At 61.6% G+C, this 16,159-nt stretch carries 20 protein-coding genes and 1 pseudogene; 8 read left to right on the top strand and 13 right to left on the bottom strand.

Annotated elements, in window-relative coordinates:
• From NP534_RS08585 to yghU, 4 genes are all read right to left on the bottom strand, one after another.
• Positions 1-853: pyridoxal-phosphate dependent enzyme (locus tag NP534_RS08585; RefSeq protein WP_274098459.1), on the bottom strand; the 853-nt coding region annotated here is incomplete at its 3' end.
• Positions 854-868: 15 nt separating this feature from the next.
• The gene (locus NP534_RS08580) at positions 869-1,570 is read right to left on the bottom strand and encodes a helix-turn-helix transcriptional regulator (protein ID WP_274098458.1); all 702 of its coding nucleotides are present in this window, start codon (positions 1,568-1,570) and stop codon (positions 869-871) included.
• 72 nt (positions 1,571-1,642) lie between these two features.
• The gene (locus NP534_RS08575) at positions 1,643-3,349 is read right to left on the bottom strand and encodes an amidase (protein WP_274098457.1); all 1,707 of its coding nucleotides are present in this window, start codon (positions 3,347-3,349) and stop codon (positions 1,643-1,645) included.
• Positions 3,350-3,486: 137 nt separating this feature from the next.
• Positions 3,487-4,326, bottom strand: coding sequence for a glutathione-dependent disulfide-bond oxidoreductase (yghU, locus tag NP534_RS08570; RefSeq protein WP_274098456.1), 840 nt, complete (start codon positions 4,324-4,326; stop codon positions 3,487-3,489).
• A 198-nt stretch (positions 4,327-4,524) separates the two neighbouring features.
• Here yghU and NP534_RS08565 point away from each other — a divergent pair, with 198 nt between their 5' ends.
• On the top strand, positions 4,525-5,571 hold the full coding sequence (locus tag NP534_RS08565) for an alpha/beta hydrolase family protein (RefSeq protein WP_274098455.1): 1,047 nt from the start codon (positions 4,525-4,527) through the stop codon (positions 5,569-5,571).
• On the opposite strand, the gene NP534_RS08560 is transcribed toward NP534_RS08565, so the two are convergent.
• The 5 genes and pseudogenes from NP534_RS08560 to NP534_RS08540 form a co-directional block, all read right to left on the bottom strand.
• Positions 5,533-6,726 (bottom strand): MFS transporter, encoded by a 1,194-nt coding sequence (locus NP534_RS08560; RefSeq protein ID WP_186655668.1) that lies wholly within the window; start codon positions 6,724-6,726, stop codon positions 5,533-5,535. The genes NP534_RS08565 and NP534_RS08560 overlap by 39 nt on opposite strands.
• A 191-nt stretch (positions 6,727-6,917) precedes the next feature.
• Entirely contained in the window at positions 6,918-8,504 is a 1,587-nt protein-coding gene (locus tag NP534_RS08555; protein ID WP_047583047.1) for an ABC-F family ATPase, read from the bottom strand.
• Between the two features lie 21 nt (positions 8,505-8,525).
• Positions 8,526-8,783, bottom strand: a pseudogene (locus tag NP534_RS08550) (site-specific integrase); the annotation flags it as partial.
• A 183-nt stretch (positions 8,784-8,966) separates the two neighbouring features.
• Positions 8,967-9,296, bottom strand: coding sequence for a hypothetical protein (locus NP534_RS08545; protein ID WP_274098454.1), 330 nt, complete (start codon positions 9,294-9,296; stop codon positions 8,967-8,969).
• A 495-nt stretch (positions 9,297-9,791) separates the two neighbouring features.
• On the bottom strand, positions 9,792-10,049 hold the full coding sequence (locus NP534_RS08540; RefSeq protein ID WP_186655665.1) for a hypothetical protein: 258 nt from the start codon (positions 10,047-10,049) through the stop codon (positions 9,792-9,794).
• Between the two features lie 267 nt (positions 10,050-10,316).
• Here NP534_RS08540 and NP534_RS08535 point away from each other — a divergent pair, with 267 nt between their 5' ends.
• From NP534_RS08535 to NP534_RS08520, 4 genes are all read left to right on the top strand, one after another.
• A complete protein-coding gene (locus NP534_RS08535; RefSeq protein WP_274098453.1) occupies positions 10,317-10,889 on the top strand; it encodes a DapH/DapD/GlmU-related protein in 573 nt (190 codons plus the stop codon).
• Between the two features lie 570 nt (positions 10,890-11,459).
• Entirely contained in the window at positions 11,460-11,756 is a 297-nt protein-coding gene (locus tag NP534_RS08530; protein WP_274098452.1) for a hypothetical protein, read from the top strand.
• 62 nt (positions 11,757-11,818) lie between these two features.
• Positions 11,819-12,016, top strand: a complete 198-nt coding sequence (locus NP534_RS08525; protein WP_274098451.1) for a hypothetical protein — start codon at positions 11,819-11,821, stop codon at positions 12,014-12,016.
• Between the two features lie 158 nt (positions 12,017-12,174).
• Positions 12,175-12,474 carry a hypothetical protein gene (locus tag NP534_RS08520; protein WP_238338687.1) on the top strand — a complete coding sequence of 100 codons (300 nt, stop codon included), beginning with the start codon at positions 12,175-12,177 and terminating at the stop codon, positions 12,472-12,474.
• On the opposite strand, the gene NP534_RS08515 is transcribed toward NP534_RS08520, so the two are convergent.
• The 3 genes from NP534_RS08515 to NP534_RS08505 form a co-directional block, all read right to left on the bottom strand.
• Positions 12,446-12,688 carry a hypothetical protein gene (locus NP534_RS08515; RefSeq protein ID WP_274098450.1) on the bottom strand — a complete coding sequence of 81 codons (243 nt, stop codon included), beginning with the start codon at positions 12,686-12,688 and terminating at the stop codon, positions 12,446-12,448. The genes NP534_RS08520 and NP534_RS08515 overlap by 29 nt on opposite strands.
• A 75-nt stretch (positions 12,689-12,763) precedes the next feature.
• Positions 12,764-13,225 (bottom strand): GNAT family N-acetyltransferase, encoded by a 462-nt coding sequence (locus tag NP534_RS08510; protein WP_274098449.1) that lies wholly within the window; start codon positions 13,223-13,225, stop codon positions 12,764-12,766.
• Positions 13,226-13,327: 102 nt separating this feature from the next.
• On the bottom strand, positions 13,328-13,549 hold the full coding sequence (locus NP534_RS08505; protein ID WP_274098448.1) for a hypothetical protein: 222 nt from the start codon (positions 13,547-13,549) through the stop codon (positions 13,328-13,330).
• A gap of 194 nt (positions 13,550-13,743) precedes the next feature.
• Between NP534_RS08505 and NP534_RS08500 the strand changes: the two genes are divergently transcribed.
• Positions 13,744-14,103: a hypothetical protein gene (locus NP534_RS08500; protein WP_274098447.1), complete on the top strand. Its 360-nt coding sequence runs from the start codon at positions 13,744-13,746 to the stop codon at positions 14,101-14,103.
• A gap of 147 nt (positions 14,104-14,250) precedes the next feature.
• Here the strand turns inward: NP534_RS08500 and NP534_RS08495 are convergent, their stop codons facing one another.
• The gene (locus tag NP534_RS08495) at positions 14,251-14,457 is read right to left on the bottom strand and encodes a hypothetical protein (protein WP_033698116.1); all 207 of its coding nucleotides are present in this window, start codon (positions 14,455-14,457) and stop codon (positions 14,251-14,253) included.
• 305 nt (positions 14,458-14,762) lie between these two features.
• Between NP534_RS08495 and NP534_RS08490 the strand changes: the two genes are divergently transcribed.
• Together NP534_RS08490 and NP534_RS08485 are read left to right on the top strand one after the other, a co-directional pair.
• Positions 14,763-15,563 carry an LPS biosynthesis protein gene (locus tag NP534_RS08490; protein ID WP_033698114.1) on the top strand — a complete coding sequence of 267 codons (801 nt, stop codon included), beginning with the start codon at positions 14,763-14,765 and terminating at the stop codon, positions 15,561-15,563.
• Between the two features lie 76 nt (positions 15,564-15,639).
• Positions 15,640-16,140, top strand: a complete 501-nt coding sequence (locus NP534_RS08485) for a methylated-DNA--[protein]-cysteine S-methyltransferase (RefSeq protein ID WP_274098446.1) — start codon at positions 15,640-15,642, stop codon at positions 16,138-16,140.
• Positions 16,141-16,159: the final 19 nt, after the last annotated feature.

Genomic DNA, 16,159 nt, shown 5'->3' with positions numbered 1-16,159 from the left:
CCACCAGCACGTTGCTGTAGCGGGCCAGGGTGTCGGCCTGATAGGCCAGTGCCAGCGCAGCGCCACAAGCAGGCTCTACCAGTACCCGGTGGTCGCGCAAGAAGCGTTCACAGGCTTCAAGTGCCGCACGGTCGCTGACCAGGTGGCTGTGCACCGGGTGGCTACGCACGCACTCCAACGCTTGGTCGGCTACGCGCTTGGCGCCCAGGGACGTCGCCACCGATGCTAGGCGCTCGAGTTCAACCGGGTGGCCTGCCTGCACGGCTGCATGCAGCGAGGCAGCACCGGTGGTTTCCACTGCCAGGACCGGCACGTCATCCCAGCCATTGCGCTTGAGGCCCTCGACCACGCCACTGAGCAAACCGCCGCCGCCGACCGATAACACCACCGCATCGGGCTTGACCCTGCTGGCGGCCACTTCGTCGATCAGGCTGGCATGCCCGGCCCACAGCAGGGGGTCGTCGAAGGGGTGGATGAAAGCATCGCCGCTGCCGAGCAAGGTCTGCGCCAGCTCGTTGGCCTCCTGCCAGGAGCTGCCGTGCACCACCACATTGGCGTCTTCCAGGCGCAGCAGTTCCTTGGCGCGCTCGGTGGTGGTCTCGGGCACCACCACCGTCACCGGCACCCCCAGTTTGCGGCCGGCATAGGCCACCGCCAGCCCGGCGTTACCGCCGGATGACGAGACGAAATGGCGTGCGCCCCGGGCATGGTGAACTTCGCAGGCATGGCCCACGCCGCGCAGCTTGAACGAGCCGCAAGGCTGCAGGGCGTCCAGCTTGAGCCAGACCGTACGGCCAGCGGCCAGCGACAGGGGGCGGGATTCGATCAGGGGTGTCTGGATATGCAAGGTCATGGCGTGCTCCACAGGTCAGTCTTCACGGGCAACCGAAGGGCTCTCGCCGCGCAGTTGCTCCAGGTAGTTGTAAACGGTGTAACGGGTCACGCCGAGGGCGTTGGCGGCCTTTTCCACGCCGCCCTTGACGATGAACAGGCCGCGCTCCTGCATCACCCGCACGGCCTCGACCTTGGCTTGCTTGTTCATCCGGCCCTGGCCACTGCGCAACAGCGAGTTCTGGATGATCTCGCTCATCAACAGTTCCATGTCTGCAGGTTCCTGGGGGGTGGTCGATGCAGGCGAAGCGCCCACTGGCTGCAGCTGCTGCAAGAAGCTCAGGGCGGTGTCGAGGCCGGTGATGTCGGTGTTGATGCACAGGCTGGCAAAGGGGTGGCCGCTGCTGTCGCGGAAGATGGCCGTGGCGCTGCGCAGGGTGCGGCCCTTGAGCGTGGTGGGGTAGTCGGGCAGCACCACAGGGTCGCAGCCGTGCCGTTCGGCGCTGGCTTGCATCAGTGCCTTGAAGCCTTGATCCTGTTCGGGTGCGGCGAGAATCGGACTGCCGACGACGCGGCCGGAAAGGTGGCCGTTGACGATCGCCACGACGGAGTGCTCCGGGTGGTCGAGGTCGTGCAGGAGGATTTCCATGTTGCGGGCGGCAACACTGCCCAGAGCCTGGATGGCGGCCTTGAGGATGGTGAGGGTTAGCTGGCGTTCTTCGGGCGGGGAAAGCGGCATGAAAGCATCACCAATTTCAACGGTTTGTGCATTTTTACACACAAAGTTGAAATTGGCGATGCGGGCGCGAATTTACGCGCCCAGTGCTGGCGTACGCGGCGGGATCATGCGGCGCGAGCCGGTAGCCTCGAACGCCGCACCAAAGCTCAGCAGGTCGTTGTCGCTATAGGCACGGCCAGCGAAGGTCAGCCCCACCGGCATGCCGATATCGGCCATCACGCCCATCGGCACGGTCACGGTCGGTACACCCAAGTGGCGGATAGCAAGGTTGCCGTTGGCCACCCAGATGCCGTTGCTCCAGGCAATGTCCGCCGAAGCCGGGTTGACGTCGGCATCTGCCGGCCCCACGTCGGCCACGGTCGGGAACAGCACCGCGTCCAGGCCCAGCTTGTCCATCCAGTCTTCCAGGTCCAGCTTGCGGGTTTTTTCCAGCCCGCGCAGGCCATCGGGCAAGGTCTCGATTTGGTCCCAGGTCTTCAGGCCGCGCTTGGCCATGTTGACGTATTCGTCCATGCCGGCGGCCAGGTCGTCCTCACGGTTGGGCAAGGTGCCCGGGTCATGCGGGAAGATCTTCAGCCCTTCGACATTGGCCAGGCGGTTGAGCTTGGGGTCGTCGTTGGCGCGCAGGAAGTCATCGAAGGCCCAGCCCGACAGTTCCCATAATTCGTCATGCAGGAACGCTTTGCTGACGATGCCGCGGTTGTACACGGTTGGGGCGCCAGGGCGATCGCCTTCGCAGTTGGAGACCAGCGGGAAGTCCACTTCGAGCACTTCGGCGCCTGCTGCTTCCAGGGCCTGGCGGGCCTGCTGCCACAGCTCGATGACGCTGTCGCGGGTGTTGATGCGCTGGCCGGTCGGGCCGCCGATACCTGGCTTCTCGGAGGTGCCGGCCTCGGGGTCGGCATTGATGTACATGCGCGGCACGCCGAAGCGCTTGCCCTTGAGTGCGCTGGCATCCACTGCCAGGTCCAGGTACGAGGCCGGGCGCACGGAAGAGGCGGCCGGGATCGCAACCCACGGCTGCAGGCGCCACAGGTCGCCGCGCTTGTCGGCGTCATCGGCCACCACGACCTCGAGGATTTCCAGCAGGTCGGCCATGGTGCGGGCATACGGCACCACCACGTCCATGGTCGGCGTCAGCGGCCAGTTGCCACGTACCGAAATCACCCCGCGCGAAGGGGTATAGGCGCACAGTCCGTTGTTGGACGCAGGGCCGCGGCCGCTCGACCAGGTTTCTTCGGCCAGGCCGAAGGCGCTGAAGCTGGCGGCGGTGGCAGTACCGGCACCGTTGGACGAGCCCGAGGCGAAGGGGGCGGTCAGGTAGTTGGCGTTGTACGGGCTCTCGGCTCGACCATACACCCCCCGCTGCATGCCCCCGTTGGCCATGGGCGGCATGTTGGTCTTGCCCAGGCACACGGCACCGGCGGCCCGCAGGCGCTCGATGGTGAAGGCGTCGCGTTGGGCTACCAGGTCCTTGAAGGCGGGGCTGCCGGAGGCGGCGGTGAGGCCTTTGACCAGGTAGCTGTCCTTGGCGGTGTAGGGGATGCCGTCCAGCGGGCTCAGCGGCTGGCCTTTGGCACGTCGGGCATCGGAGGCTTCGGCCTCCTTGAGTGCGTCTGGGTTGCGTACCACCACGGCGTTGAGCGCGGTCGGCGTATTGGCGCCATCGTAGGCGTCGATACGCGCCTGGTAGGCCTTGACCAGCTCGACCGCTGTGGTGCGGCCCGACTCGAGCGCGTCGCGCAGCTCGGCAATGGAAACCTCGGTTACCTCGATCATGCTTTCACCAAAAATTTTTGCAGGTGGGGGCTAGTGCGAGGAGTGTACAAGAAGGCTTTGGTGTACGCAGGTTTGCGCAGGGGCAAATGGTTTTGTGCAGGCGGGCATTGTCGGGGCCGCACGGCGGCCCCGGGCAGTCAATCCAGGTCTGCCGCCGAGTGCCGCTCCGGCACCTGGCTGGCCTCGTCGCCCCAGGTGCGATTGACCCGTGTCCCGCGTTGTACTGCGGGGCGTTGGGCGATCGCTTCGGCCCAGCGTTGCACATGGGTGTACTCGTGCACCGCCAGAAACTCCGCCGCGCCGTAAAGATTGCCGCGCACCAGTTCGCCGTACCACGGCCACACGGCGATATCGGCGATGCTGTACTCATCACCGCCCAGGTAGCGGCTTTCGGCCAGGCGGCGGTCGAGTACGTCCAGTTGGCGCTTCGCTTCCATGGTGAAGCGGTTGATGGCGTACTCGAACTTTTCCGGTGCGTAGACATAGAAGTGGCCAAAGCCGCCGCCCAGGTACGGCGCAGCGCCCATCTGCCAGAACAGCCAGTTCAGGCTTTCGGTACGTGCAGCTGCGGTCTTGGGCAACAGTTCGCCGAACTTTTCTGCGAGGTACAGCAGGATCGCCCCCGACTCGAACACCCGCACCGGTGGCTCGACGCTGCGGTCGAGCAGGGCGGGGATCTTCGAGTTGGGGTTTACATCGACGAAGCCGCTGGAGAACTGGTCGCCCTCGCCGATGCGGATCAGCCAAGCGTCATATTCGGCGCCGCTGTGGCCCAGGGCGAGCAGCTCTTCAAGGGCTATGTTGACCTTCACGCCATTGGGCGTGGCCAGGGAGTACAGCTGCAGAGGGTGCTTGCCCACTGGCAGCGCCTTGTCGTGGGTTGGCCCTGCAACCGGGCGGTTGATGCTGGCGAATTGGCCACCGGAGGCCGCGTCATTGCGCCAGACCTTGGGTGGGGCGTAAGGGGGCTTGCTCATGGGGTGCTCCTTGAATGCCGCGAAAGGGTCAGCTAAAGACGTTGACCTGCATCTATGCCACGGGTTCGTGGAAAAGCGCAATTGCATAGGCGCTGGCGCTGGCTGCATGGCGCGTTTTTCATCCAGTTTTCATCTGTCATTGCCGGCAGCAGCCTTATGCTGGCGCTATCCCTTCGCCCTGCACGGAACAGCCGGCCGATGAACATCCCTCGCTGCTTGCTGGCGCTGGTCCTGCTCGGCGGCCTGTTGGCCCAGGCCGAAGCCGCGCCGTGGGTCGCCGGCCTGCACCACATGACCCTGACCGACCCCGTCGATGACCGGCCCATGCAGGCGCTGGCGTTTTACCCTGCCATTGGCGCCACCCGCAGCAGCCGTATCGACGGCTACCCGGTCGATGTCGCCGAAGAAGCCCCGGTAGCGCTGGGGCAATTCCCTTTGCTGGTGCTCTCCCACGGCAATACCGGCAGCCCGCTGGCCTTGCATTACCTGGCCACCGCCCTGGCGCGCCAGGGGTTCGTGGTGGTGGCGGTCGTGCACCCGGGTGACAACGCGCGCGATCACAGCCGGCTGGGTACCCTCAGCAACCTGTATGGCCGGCCGCTGCAGGTCAGCGCCGCGATCACGGCGGCCCGTGACGATACGCTGCTGGGGCCCTACCTGAACGATGGCAAGGTCGGTGTGATCGGCTATTCGGCGGGGGGCGAAACGGCGCTGATCGTGTCGGGGGCGCAACCCGACCTGGACCGCTTGCGCCAGTACTGCCTGGAGCGCCCCGGCGATGCCGACGCCTGCAAGACCCATGGCGTGCTGATTGCCGACCGCAGCGAGCTGGCGCCCGAGGCCGACTCACGGGTGGGGGCGGTGATGCTGATGGCACCCCTGAGCCTGCTGTTCGGCCGTCATGCGCTGGCCGGGGTGCATATCCCGGCATTGATCTACAGCGGTGACAGTGACCAGTTGGTGGCTGTGGACCGCAACGCCGAAGCCTTGGCCCGCAAGCTGCCCATCACACCGGATTACCGCCTGCTGGCCGGCGCTGGGCATTTTGTGTTCATGGCGCGCTGTGACGATGAACAGCGCGCGCGCATGCCGGCACTGTGCAAGGACGCGGACGGCGTCGACCGCCGGCATATTCACCACTCGCTGCAACGCGACACCGCAGCCTTCTTCAGCCAGACCTTGGGCGCGCCAGCGCTGGACCAGCGCTCAGCCGCGTCGGCTGCGCCGCGCCAACAGCAGCGTTAAGCCGACGCCTACCAGGGCAAGCAGGGCTGCGACGCAGAAGATCGAGGCATAGCCCAGGTGCACGGCCACCGCGCCCATCACCGGGCCAGCGATGGCCAAGGCCATGTCGAAAAACACCGCATAGGCACCCAGCCCTGCGCCGCGGCTGCTGCTGGGCACCTGCTTGATGGCCTCGACGCCCAGCGCCGGGTACACCAGCGACAGGCCGAAGCCCGTGAGCCCGGCGCCTGCCAGTGCCCAAGGCGGCGAGGGCGCCAACCACAGCAGGCCCAAACCGACCACCTCGGTGGCCATGCACACCACCGCCACGTTGTAGCCGCCAAACCGGTTAACTGCGTTGACGAACATCAGCCGCGAAATGATGAAGCACACCCCAAAGGCACTCAGGCACCAGGCCGCACCGGCCCAACCGCGCTCCAGGTAATAAAGGGTGACGAACGTGGTCAGGGTGCCGTAGCCGATCGACGCCAGGGTCAGGCCCAGGCCACAGGGCGCAACCCGGCTGAATGCCGACCAGAACGCCAGTCGCTCGCCACGCACCACCACCACGTCCGGCCGTTTGCGCAGCACCAGCAGGGCAAATAGCGCCAGCACCAGCAAGGTCGGCCCCAGCACGCTGAAGTCCAGGCCATCCACGGCCAGCACACCCACCGGCGCGCCAATGGCAATGGCGCCATATGACGCGATACCGTTCCACGAGATCACTCGGGCCGTGTGTTCCGGGCCGACCTGGCTGATGCCCCAGCTCAAGGTGGCCACACCAATCAGCCCTTGGGCGATGCCCAACAGCAAGCGGCCGCCCAGCAACAGCGCCAGGCTCAGTAGCGGCATCGTCAGCGTCCAGGCTGAGAGCAGGGTCAGCACCCCGCAACTGGCAATCCCCAGCAAGCCGAAGCGGATCGCCTGCTTGCCGCCAAGGGTATCCGCCACCCGCCCGGCGAACGGGCGGCTGAGCAGGGTGGCCAGGTATTGCAGGCCAATCGTCACCCCCGCGATCACCGCGCCAAAGCCGAGCTGGTCATGCACATAGCTGGGCAGCACCGCGATCGGCAGGCCGATGCAGAGGAAGGCAATGAACGTATAGAAGACGATCGACAGGATCTGCAGGGTGATGTTGAAGGTGTTGCTGGCGGGGGCGGGTTGTTGCGCGGTCATGGGCTCGTTCGCGGGCAGGCGGTGGGGCGTTGTTTCATCATGGCCGCTGCGCGAAGGAAATGAAAGCAGGCTAACGAATTATTCGTTGAGTGTATCGAGCGCTGGGAAACCGCTTCCACATCGTGGGAGCGGGTTCACCCGCGAAGAGACCGGCCTGGCCAGCTCAAAAGGGCCAGGCCATCTCAGCTACCTCAGACCACGACGCCTTGGCTACGCAGGTAGTCGTCATAGGTGCCGCTGAAGTCGACGACACCGTCCGGCGACAGCTCGATGATGCGGGTGGCCAGCGACGACACGAACTCACGGTCGTGGCTGACGAACAGCAGCGTGCCTGGGTAGTTTTCCAGCGCCAGGTTCAGCGCCTCAATCGACTCCATGTCCAGGTGGTTGGTCGGTTCGTCCATCACCAGTACGTTGGGCTTTTGCAGGATCAGCTTGCCGAACAGCATGCGGCCTTGCTCACCACCGGAAATCACCTTCACCGACTTGAGGATCTCGTCGTTGGAGAACAGCATGCGCCCGAGGGTACCGCGGATCACCTGCTCACCGGAGGTCCACTGGCCCATCCAGTCGAACAGGCTCAGGTCGTCTTCGAAGTCGTGGGCGTGGTCCTGGGCGTAGTAGCCCACTTCGGCGCTGTCGGTCCACTTCACCGAGCCTGCGTCCGGCGTCATCTCGCCTACCAGGGTGCGCAGCAGGGTGGTTTTGCCGATACCGTTAGGGCCGATGATCGCAACGCGTTCGCCGGCTTCGACGGTAATGTCGAAGTTCTTGAACAGTACCTTGTCGTCGAAGGCCTTGGCCATTTTCTCGACCACGACGGCCTGGCGGTGCAGCTTCTTGGTCTGCTCGAAGCGAATGAACGGGCTGACCCGGCTCGACGGCTTGACCTCGGCCAGCTGGATCTTGTCGATCTGCTTGGCCCGCGAGGTGGCCTGCTTGGCCTTGGAGGCGTTGGCCGAGAAGCGGCTGACGAAGGTCTGCAGCTCGGCGATCTGGGCTTTCTTCTTGGCGTTGTCCGACAGCAGCTGCTCGCGCGACTGGGTCGCTGCGGTCATGTACTCGTCGTAGTTGCCTGGGAACAGGCGCAGTTCACCGTAGTCCAGGTCGGCCATGTGGGTGCAGACGCTGTTCAGGAAGTGCCGGTCGTGGGAAATGATGATCATGGTGCTGTTACGCGCCGTGAGGATCGTTTCCAGCCAGCGGATGGTGTTGATGTCCAAGTGGTTGGTCGGTTCGTCGAGCAGCAGCACGTCCGGGTCCGAGAACAGCGCCTGGGCCAGCAGCACACGCAGCTTCCAGCCCGGAGCCACTTCGCTCATCGGGCCGAAGTGCTGTTCCAGTGGAATACCCAGGCCCAGCAGCAGTTCACCGGCGCGGGATTCGGCGGTGTAGCCGTCCATCTCGGCGAATTCGGTTTCCAGCTCGGCGACGGCCATGCCGTCTTCCTCGGTCATTTCCGGCAGCGAGTAGATGCGATCGCGCTCGGCCTTGACCTTCCACAGCTGGCCGTGGCCCATGATCACGGTGTCGATCACGGTGAATTGCTCGTAGGCGAACTGGTCCTGGCGCAGCTTGCCCAGGCGGGTGTTCGGCTCGAGCATGACCTGGCCACCGGACGGCTCGAGGTCGCCGCCGAGGATTTTCATGAAGGTCGACTTGCCGCAACCGTTGGCGCCGATCAGGCCGTAGCGGTTGCCGTTGTTGAATTTGACGGAAACGTTTTCAAACAGCGGCTTGGAGCCGAACTGCATGGTGATGTTAGCGGTGGAGATCAAAGGAGCTTACCTATCAATAACTTACGTGGCTTCGTCGCAGCTGCGAGCCCATTTCGGACCAATCTGGAGCGGTTCCAGCTCCTGCCAGTCGTTGGACGTGTCAATCCAGCGCGCATGAGTCGATAAGAGCATCTGCACGCCATGCCCGAGCTGTTGGGCGATAAATGCGGGGTTGAGACCAGACATTGAGCCTATTGTCGCATAGGTATGGCGGCAGTTATACGGGGGGCGGTATCTGATCCCCAGCGTCTTAGGGGGCGGGCGCCATTGAGGGTGCAGATTTCGAACCGCACGAATCAACCCCTCTCTCGCAGGCGCGCGCGATGGACAAAGAGAGAAAGATGCACACGGGCATGAGCGGAAACCAGCACTTAACGGCTTGGGAGGCCGAGTGGGCTTCACTGAATTGTTCGGCTTTCGATCTGCAGGGCAGTCCTGCCGCCAGACAACCCTGCAGAAGCTTCAGAGCTTGTACTGGATGGTGTAGGACGCATCGGTTCGAGGTTCGATGGTAATTGGCATGCCGAATAGCTTCCCTTTACATTCACTGACGACGCAGCGATACACGGACCCCTGTCTGAGCTGCGCCCACAAGCCTTCGTCATGGATCACGATGCGCACGACATGGCTTTCCGGATCTTCTCTGATCTGAGCAACGTGGTGATCCAGGTCGCAGCCGAATTCAGGCGTGGTGAACTCGGGATCGTAGCCGATCAGTACTCCGTGCCGTTTTAAATCGTCCCTGATACGCTCAATCACGTCATCCGCTTCGTGTTTTAGCATGATCGTCATCTCACGGTGCTTGAACTCATAAAAACTCTAGCTGACCCTGATGGTTTTCGCTGAAATGCGTTTAAAACTTAAACGGCGACCCTTGTAGAATGCCGGTCACAGGCGGTCTAATCCCGCTTTTTTTGGAACCGATTTGTCTGCCAGAGTGTGTGCGTGTTCACGTGCTTCTCATTTTTGCCGGCAGGGGCATTGATCAAGGTGTGTTGACTGTTGCGAGTGAGAACAAAGAAAACCCTCAGGTTGCTACGAAAGTGGTTCGTCTATCTCTGGATTGCAGGCTTGGCGGGCAACTCCAGCAGGTTGTTCGAGCACCTTTCACTCTGGAAGCCCTGGCGCTTGATCAAGGGTGTCGCCGCGTATCTTCTGGCCACCTGAAGCAGGACCTGTCTATTCGTTGTGAACTGGGCGTGGGGCTTCACCTCGATGCTAAGCGGGAGGTGCATACCTGCCGAGCGCTTGAGGTGAAGCTGGCTGAACGCGCTATTGAGGGCGGCGCTAGCCTCGAATCACCTCGAGGCGAGCCCGCCCGGCATCGGTGATGGCGTTCTCTCCTTCATCACGGATGCGATACCGACCCGACACCATTTTGGTAATCGTGAATCGCACCAGCTCGCTCCTCGACAGGGCTTCACCTACTTCAAAGCTCATTGCACGCTCTAGATCGAAGAGTTTTGTTTCTCCGGTTTTGTAGCGGGCAAACGCTATCAGTGCCGAATCCAAAGCTGCTTGATCAACCACCTGAACACGCTGCATTTGACCTCCTGGTCTGAATCGCCCAGGTCCGTGGGCTGCAAAGTGACGGACCTGGAAGTTCGTTGAGGCCGAGACGCTACTACGGAGCAGGGCAGGTGGGTTACTGGGTTTGCGTCCAGGGTGGATGGGTGGCCAGGGGCTGCATGGGCGACCATGAGCCCGACACGATAGGCTAAAGAAGTGTGCAAGGTCGCCGATAAAACGACGCTATATAAGTGTACCTTTGGCACGGGCCCGTTAGCGCTTCAGCTCGGCCATGCTTGCCGCATGGGTCGACAATCCGACCTTAAGCAACCATCACCTCATTGGGTTTACCGCTTGTTTTTATTCATCGCAAAACTCAAACGTAGCTTGACCCCGCGCCAGTTCATGCGATTGCTGGATACCCATGATCTGGGCAAGAAGCAGACTAATCGCCTTATGGTCAAGGCGGGTATTCGCACTGAAGGCAGCGTTGTCATTCGCCCACCGATCTACTTCGAGCGCGGCAACCTGGAGCTGGGCCAGGGCGCGTTTATCAATAGCGGTTGCGTGTTACTCGACGAGGCAACTATCCGCATTGGGCGCAAGGCGATGCTGGGACCACAGGTACGATTGTGCACGACCAGCCACGATGTCCACCCGGATCGGCGCAAGAGCAACGACTACATTGCACCGATCACCGTGGGCGACAATGCATGGATAGGCGCGGGCGCCGTGATCTTGCCGGGCGTCAACATTGGCCAGAACAGTGTGGTTGCGGCCAACAGCGTGGTGACTGAGGATGTCGTCGCCAATGCGCTTTATGCCGGCTCTCCGGCGAAATTCAAGAAGTGGCTGGTAGAGCCGGACGCGGTGTAAGTTGCAGCCGCGAGCTTAGCTTCCGCCGCCACCCGAGCCACCGTTTGCCCCACCGCTGCCACCTGCGCCCCCACCGGCACCGCTGCTACCCGTACCACTGCCGCCGGTGCTACTCCCCGGGCCGGCGGTACCGCTATTACCCGAACCCGTGTGATCAGTCCCATCGCCGCCTGTTTTATCGGTTCCGTTTCTTTCGGTGCCTGCGCCGGTGCCCATGGCATCTGCCGGCGTACCAGAGCCACTTGCTCCGCCGCCGCTAGGGCTACCTTGGCCGCTGTTTGCGCCTGGCGTACCAGGCGAGCCTGCGCCGTTGTCGTTCATATCGCTGGCCGCGAAGGCCATGGGGGTAATGACGCCCAAGCAAAGGGCGAGCAGCAGGGTATGCGGAGGTGTCCGTTTCATGATGTATCTCCCGTTAGAGATGAGTACATCTCTTGGGCCATGGGCTGGGGACAGGGTGCCACGGGACTGACGGATGGCGACCTGAAGTGGCCGAACGAAGGGGTTGCACGATCATTCGCACTGGGCTAATTCTAGAATTTTCATAGCCTGACAACTCAGGAGGTTTTAATGAAGCAGTTACTGCTAGGTGCGGCGTTGTGTTCCATTGCGGGTATCGCCAATGCGCAGATCCCGCTGGTCAATGCCACATGCCCGGGGAATATCGAGGTGCATGCCGACGAGGGTGGCCCTGTGTACATCAATGGCAAGGAAGCGAAATTGAAGAAATTCAGTGATACGTACTTCGAAGCCAAGGGCGCAGGGGTAACGGTATCGATCATGGTTAACCCTGACGGATCGCCGGGCGTTTCGTACACCGGCAAGGGTCGCGCTAATGGTGTCTGTGAACTGACAGAGCAAGATTGAAGAATCTGTAACGGAGCCACGCGCCGAGGCGATGGACCTGAGTGTGCAACAAGGAATGGGTAATGGCTTGGCGTAAAAAACTGGAAACCTTTCAAAAGCGCTTCACGCCCCGACAGCGGCGTATTGTCGGCGGGGCTCTGATGGCGGCCTGGGCCATGGGTGTGGTGGTGCACCCTGGGCAGTACTTGCTCGCGCTCTCCATACCTGGGGTCATCATTTTCATGAGCGCATGGCCGCCAGAGCTGGACGGTAAACCCTGAGGCGTTGGTATTGCAGAGGCGAAAATGACTTCACTTTCGCCTGACAGCCAGTTGTCCGATACAGCGCTCATTCCGACTAAGTGCAGTTGCATGCCGTTTGGCTTTGGCTTTGGCTATGGTGGCATTTACGCATACAACTAAAGTCGTAGGAGGGCGGCATGCGGATTCGCGGCGACGTTTTCTGGGGATGGGCGGACCCAACGCTTCACCATCGGTCACACGACGAAACGTTAAACGATGGAACCTACATCGATGTCCAGGTGCGACTGTCGCGAACAGGCAGCACGCAGATGTTCATCGGTGTTTATGCCCCTAGCGGCATGGCGATTCATGAGGAGGCATTCGATTCGCGCCCAGGCGAGTCGATGACTCGCGCTTTGGCCTGGGGCGTAGGCCGAGCGCGGCGTATTGCGAGCGATGCGGTGCCTGTCAACGAGCAATTTGCCTGTTCGAAGTAGCGGGCAGAGCGGTGTCTGTGATTTTTGCGGCAACTGACCTCAACTCATCGGCGACGCCGTCGATGGACTTGATATGAGCGCGTACATCGATCTTGGTTTCGGAAGTCGCTCTGGCCTCCATGAACTTGGCATGCCCGGTCATGGCCTTGCTGAGTTCATTGAGGTGATCGGCCGTTTTGACGAGGTCTGATTTGATGGTTTGAAGCGGTTCCATAATCTTGGCTGCGTTCCTTGAAGTGTGCGTCTACGGCCCAGTTGGGCCTCGCTGCGGCATCGTTTGGGCGCAGGGTCAGCGAAGCGATCGCGACATCAGCCACTGCGCCTTGCCCCAGGCCTCGAACTGCTCGATCACCGCCCAGCCTCGCTTGGCATAGTAAGCCTGTTTGTCACTGGTGTGCAGGTATAAGGTTTCTAGGCCGGTGTCACGTGCGTGGGTACATATGCCCTCGATCAACTGCTCGGCGATACCGGCACCTCTGGCTGCCGGGTCCACGAACACGCAGGCGAGCCAGGGGCCTAGCTCCGGGCGGGACGGCAGGTCTTCCTTGGCGAGGGCAGCGCCACCCAGCAAGTGGTCTTGATCCAGTGCGACCAAGCATTGCCATTGGCCATTGCCCTGGCCTTGCGCGAAGTCCAGCTGCCATTGGGCGAGGTCAATGTCCTCGAACTCATACTGGAATTGGTGATGAATCCATTGAGCGAATGTGTCGCAATGGTTCATATGGTTTTCTAGCCAGTCAATTTGAGGCATGGGCGTCCTGCGCTGATCAAGCTGTAAAACGCATCATCACACACCATTGAAGAGGGTGTGGCAAGTCCAGCTAGCTCGCGTTTTACACGGTTTGGTTCAACGCTAAGCGGGGTCCGTGTCTGACGTTTCGATGTCGCCACCCTGCACCTGGAGCACTGAGCCTTTATCATCCGTAGCCAACAACCCAGTGCCTTGCACAGTGTCAGGCTGCAACTCTGCAAGTGGCATGTCTGCGCTACGAAAGATGACGCGGCTTTCGTCGCCCGTCTTCAATGTGTGGAGGCTGCCGTTCTGGTAGAAGAAAACCGTGCGGTCGGTTGGCATAGGGTAGGGTCCTTGCTGTGTACCAGGTGGGTGAACATCCGTAAGGCAAACTATCTTCCCCCTTTACGGTTTTCGCTACTGGCAGAATTGACAGGTGCCGGCGCGCTTGTACTTAAGCAACATGCCCAGGCATGGACAAACGCTGAGTGTCCACGACCTTGGTTGATTGGTACCCGTGCGTAACCCTCGGTAGAATGCCGCGTACCCCTAATGGCCAATTGCAAATGCCTACATTTCGTATCTTCTTCAGCGTTTTCATGGCTGCCAGCCTTGCTGGTTGCGCAACGCCAGGTAAACCCACAGCCAGCAAGCTGACCCATAAAACCCCCGCGCAGTTTGCCGCGTGCGTGATGCCGAAGTGGCGAGCACTGGCGCCACTTGCCAATCAGAAGTCCATCGCCCACGGCTATCGGTTGACGGCGCCCAGCGCGGTGGCCTCTGACGATGTGCTGGAGGTAGTCGACGTACGTGACGGCAGCCGGGCAACGTTCTACAAGGGCAGTTTCCTGTCAGGCGACAAGCTGCGCGTGGCGGCCAGGGAGTGTCTGGACTGAGGTCAGTAATCCGCGCCGCCCATGTTGGTCACTGGCTGCCTGGCCTTGTGCTGGGCATTGCGCCACTTGGCGCAGGTCTTGAAGCTGGTTCTGTCTACTGTTAGACGGCACAAGGCTGCACTGGGGCAGCCTTGTGCTGTGTGCCAATCATCTCATTTCGAGCTTGTTGTTCATCCGCTCACATTGCATCTGCGCATCGGTTCTGCTCGGGTAACTGGGTTTCAGCCGCTCCTTCGCCAAGTTGTCATAGATGTCGAAGCCGCCGCTTACGGTAGCCGCGTAATAGCGGCTAGCGATGCGGAAGGACTCCTTTTCGATGGGTACCGCCGGAACGATAACGAATCTTGGTTGCATGTTTCGTGCCTCCCCAGGCAGAGACTTAAGTATTAGTCTCGCAATGGGTAACCATCAAGGAGGCTCATGAAGAAACGACGAATAGTTCAAGTGGCAAAAATGCAGAGGCAGGCTGAAGGCCGGGGAACGGGTACGAAATGCGCAGGTCTGAAAGACACAGCACCTGTATGGAAAACGGTGTGTACTTAGTTTTTGGACAGATTTAGACCCTTCAGTCGCTTTGTGTAAGGTTTATGTAAAAGCGTCCGCTGCGCGTACAAGGACCGGTATCGTGTTTTGTACTGTCCAGTCCAAAGTAGCAAATGATGAACACACTTCCGTCGCAGCCAAGCGCTGAACGCGGGGCGTTCTCCAGTTTCGAGGCGTGTCGCAATACCCAGCAAGGCCCCGTGGTAATTCTGGCTTCGGGCGCCTCAGCCAAGCATTTCCCCTTGGGCGAATTTGCCCATCTACCGATCATCGCCATGAATGGTTCAGTTGCCATGACTGCCGAGCATGGCGTGAAGCCGTTCTTTTACGTGTGCACCGACAAGAGCTTTGGCCAACAGCAACCAGCGCTGTTCGCCACAGCCCTGCGTGACAGCCAGCGCCTGGCGTTATGGCCAGAGCAGTTCGAAGGTGCCGATATTCCTGCCGCCAGCGAATGCTATGCCTTGCACAAGGCGCACACGCCAGGCTTGCTCGACGGTATGCGCGGGCACGGTGACAGTTGTGTCTGCAACCGAGCGTTGTGGAGCAAACGAGCCCGCTCCATTGCCTTCAGCAAAGACCTGTCGCAGGGCTTTTTCGATGCCCGCACGGTCGCTTATGTGGCCCTGCAACTGGCGTATCACCTGGGTTTTGAAGAGGTGTTGCTGGTGGGCGTAGATCTTGATCAGACGGTAGGGCGCTTCTACGAAACTGCAGAAGGCGAACACTCGCCCTGCGGCTTGGACCAGCACTGGGACAGCCGTATCCTGCCGTCACTGACGCTGATGGCGCGGCAAGTGGTCAATGAGCACTTTCACGTCTACAACCTGTCGGCGGCTTCGCGTATTCCGACCGAGCTGATCCCCAAGGTCAACCTGTCCGAAGCCAGGCGCATTGCTGGTTGCGCGATTGGTTGAGCAAGAAAGCGGGTGCGTGCGGCCTTGGGCATGGGTAGAGTGCGCTGACCGTAACGCAGCCAGCAGGAGCCCCCCTATGTCCAGCGCCTTCACCTTGATGCAATCCCCCGTCGGCACGCTGACGCTGGTGGCCCGCGGCGAGCGGCTGGCAGCGGTGCTGTGGGAGGAGGAGCGGGAGAACCGCGTGCGGCTCGGCGCCCTTCATCGCGATGATCACTGCCCGGTTCTGCTGGACACCGCCCGCCAGTTGGGCGAGTACTTCGCTGGCAAGCGTCGGCGCTTCGACCTGGCGTTGGACTTCGCTGGCACGCCGTTTCAGCGTGAAGTGTGGGCTGCATTGCTGGCCATTCCCTTCGGCGAAACCCGCAGCTACGGTGACATTGCCCGACAGATCGGTAACCCCAGCGCTGTCCGTGCGGTGGGCGCAGCCAATGGGCGCAACCCGATCTCGATCATTGCGCCATGCCATCGGGTGATCGGCGCTTCGGGCAGCCTTACCGGCTTTGCCGGCGGGCTTGCGGCAAAGCAATACCTGCTGGCGCTGGAAGGGCGGCAGAGCCTGGCCTTGGCGCTTTGAGCCGGGCCACCGCAAGGTA

It is taken from the genome of Pseudomonas sp. 39004 (genome assembly GCF_028682155.1).
Taxonomy (GTDB): Bacteria; Pseudomonadota; Gammaproteobacteria; order Pseudomonadales; family Pseudomonadaceae; genus Aquipseudomonas; species Aquipseudomonas capeferrum.
This window is presented reverse-complemented; position numbering and strand designations above follow the sequence as displayed.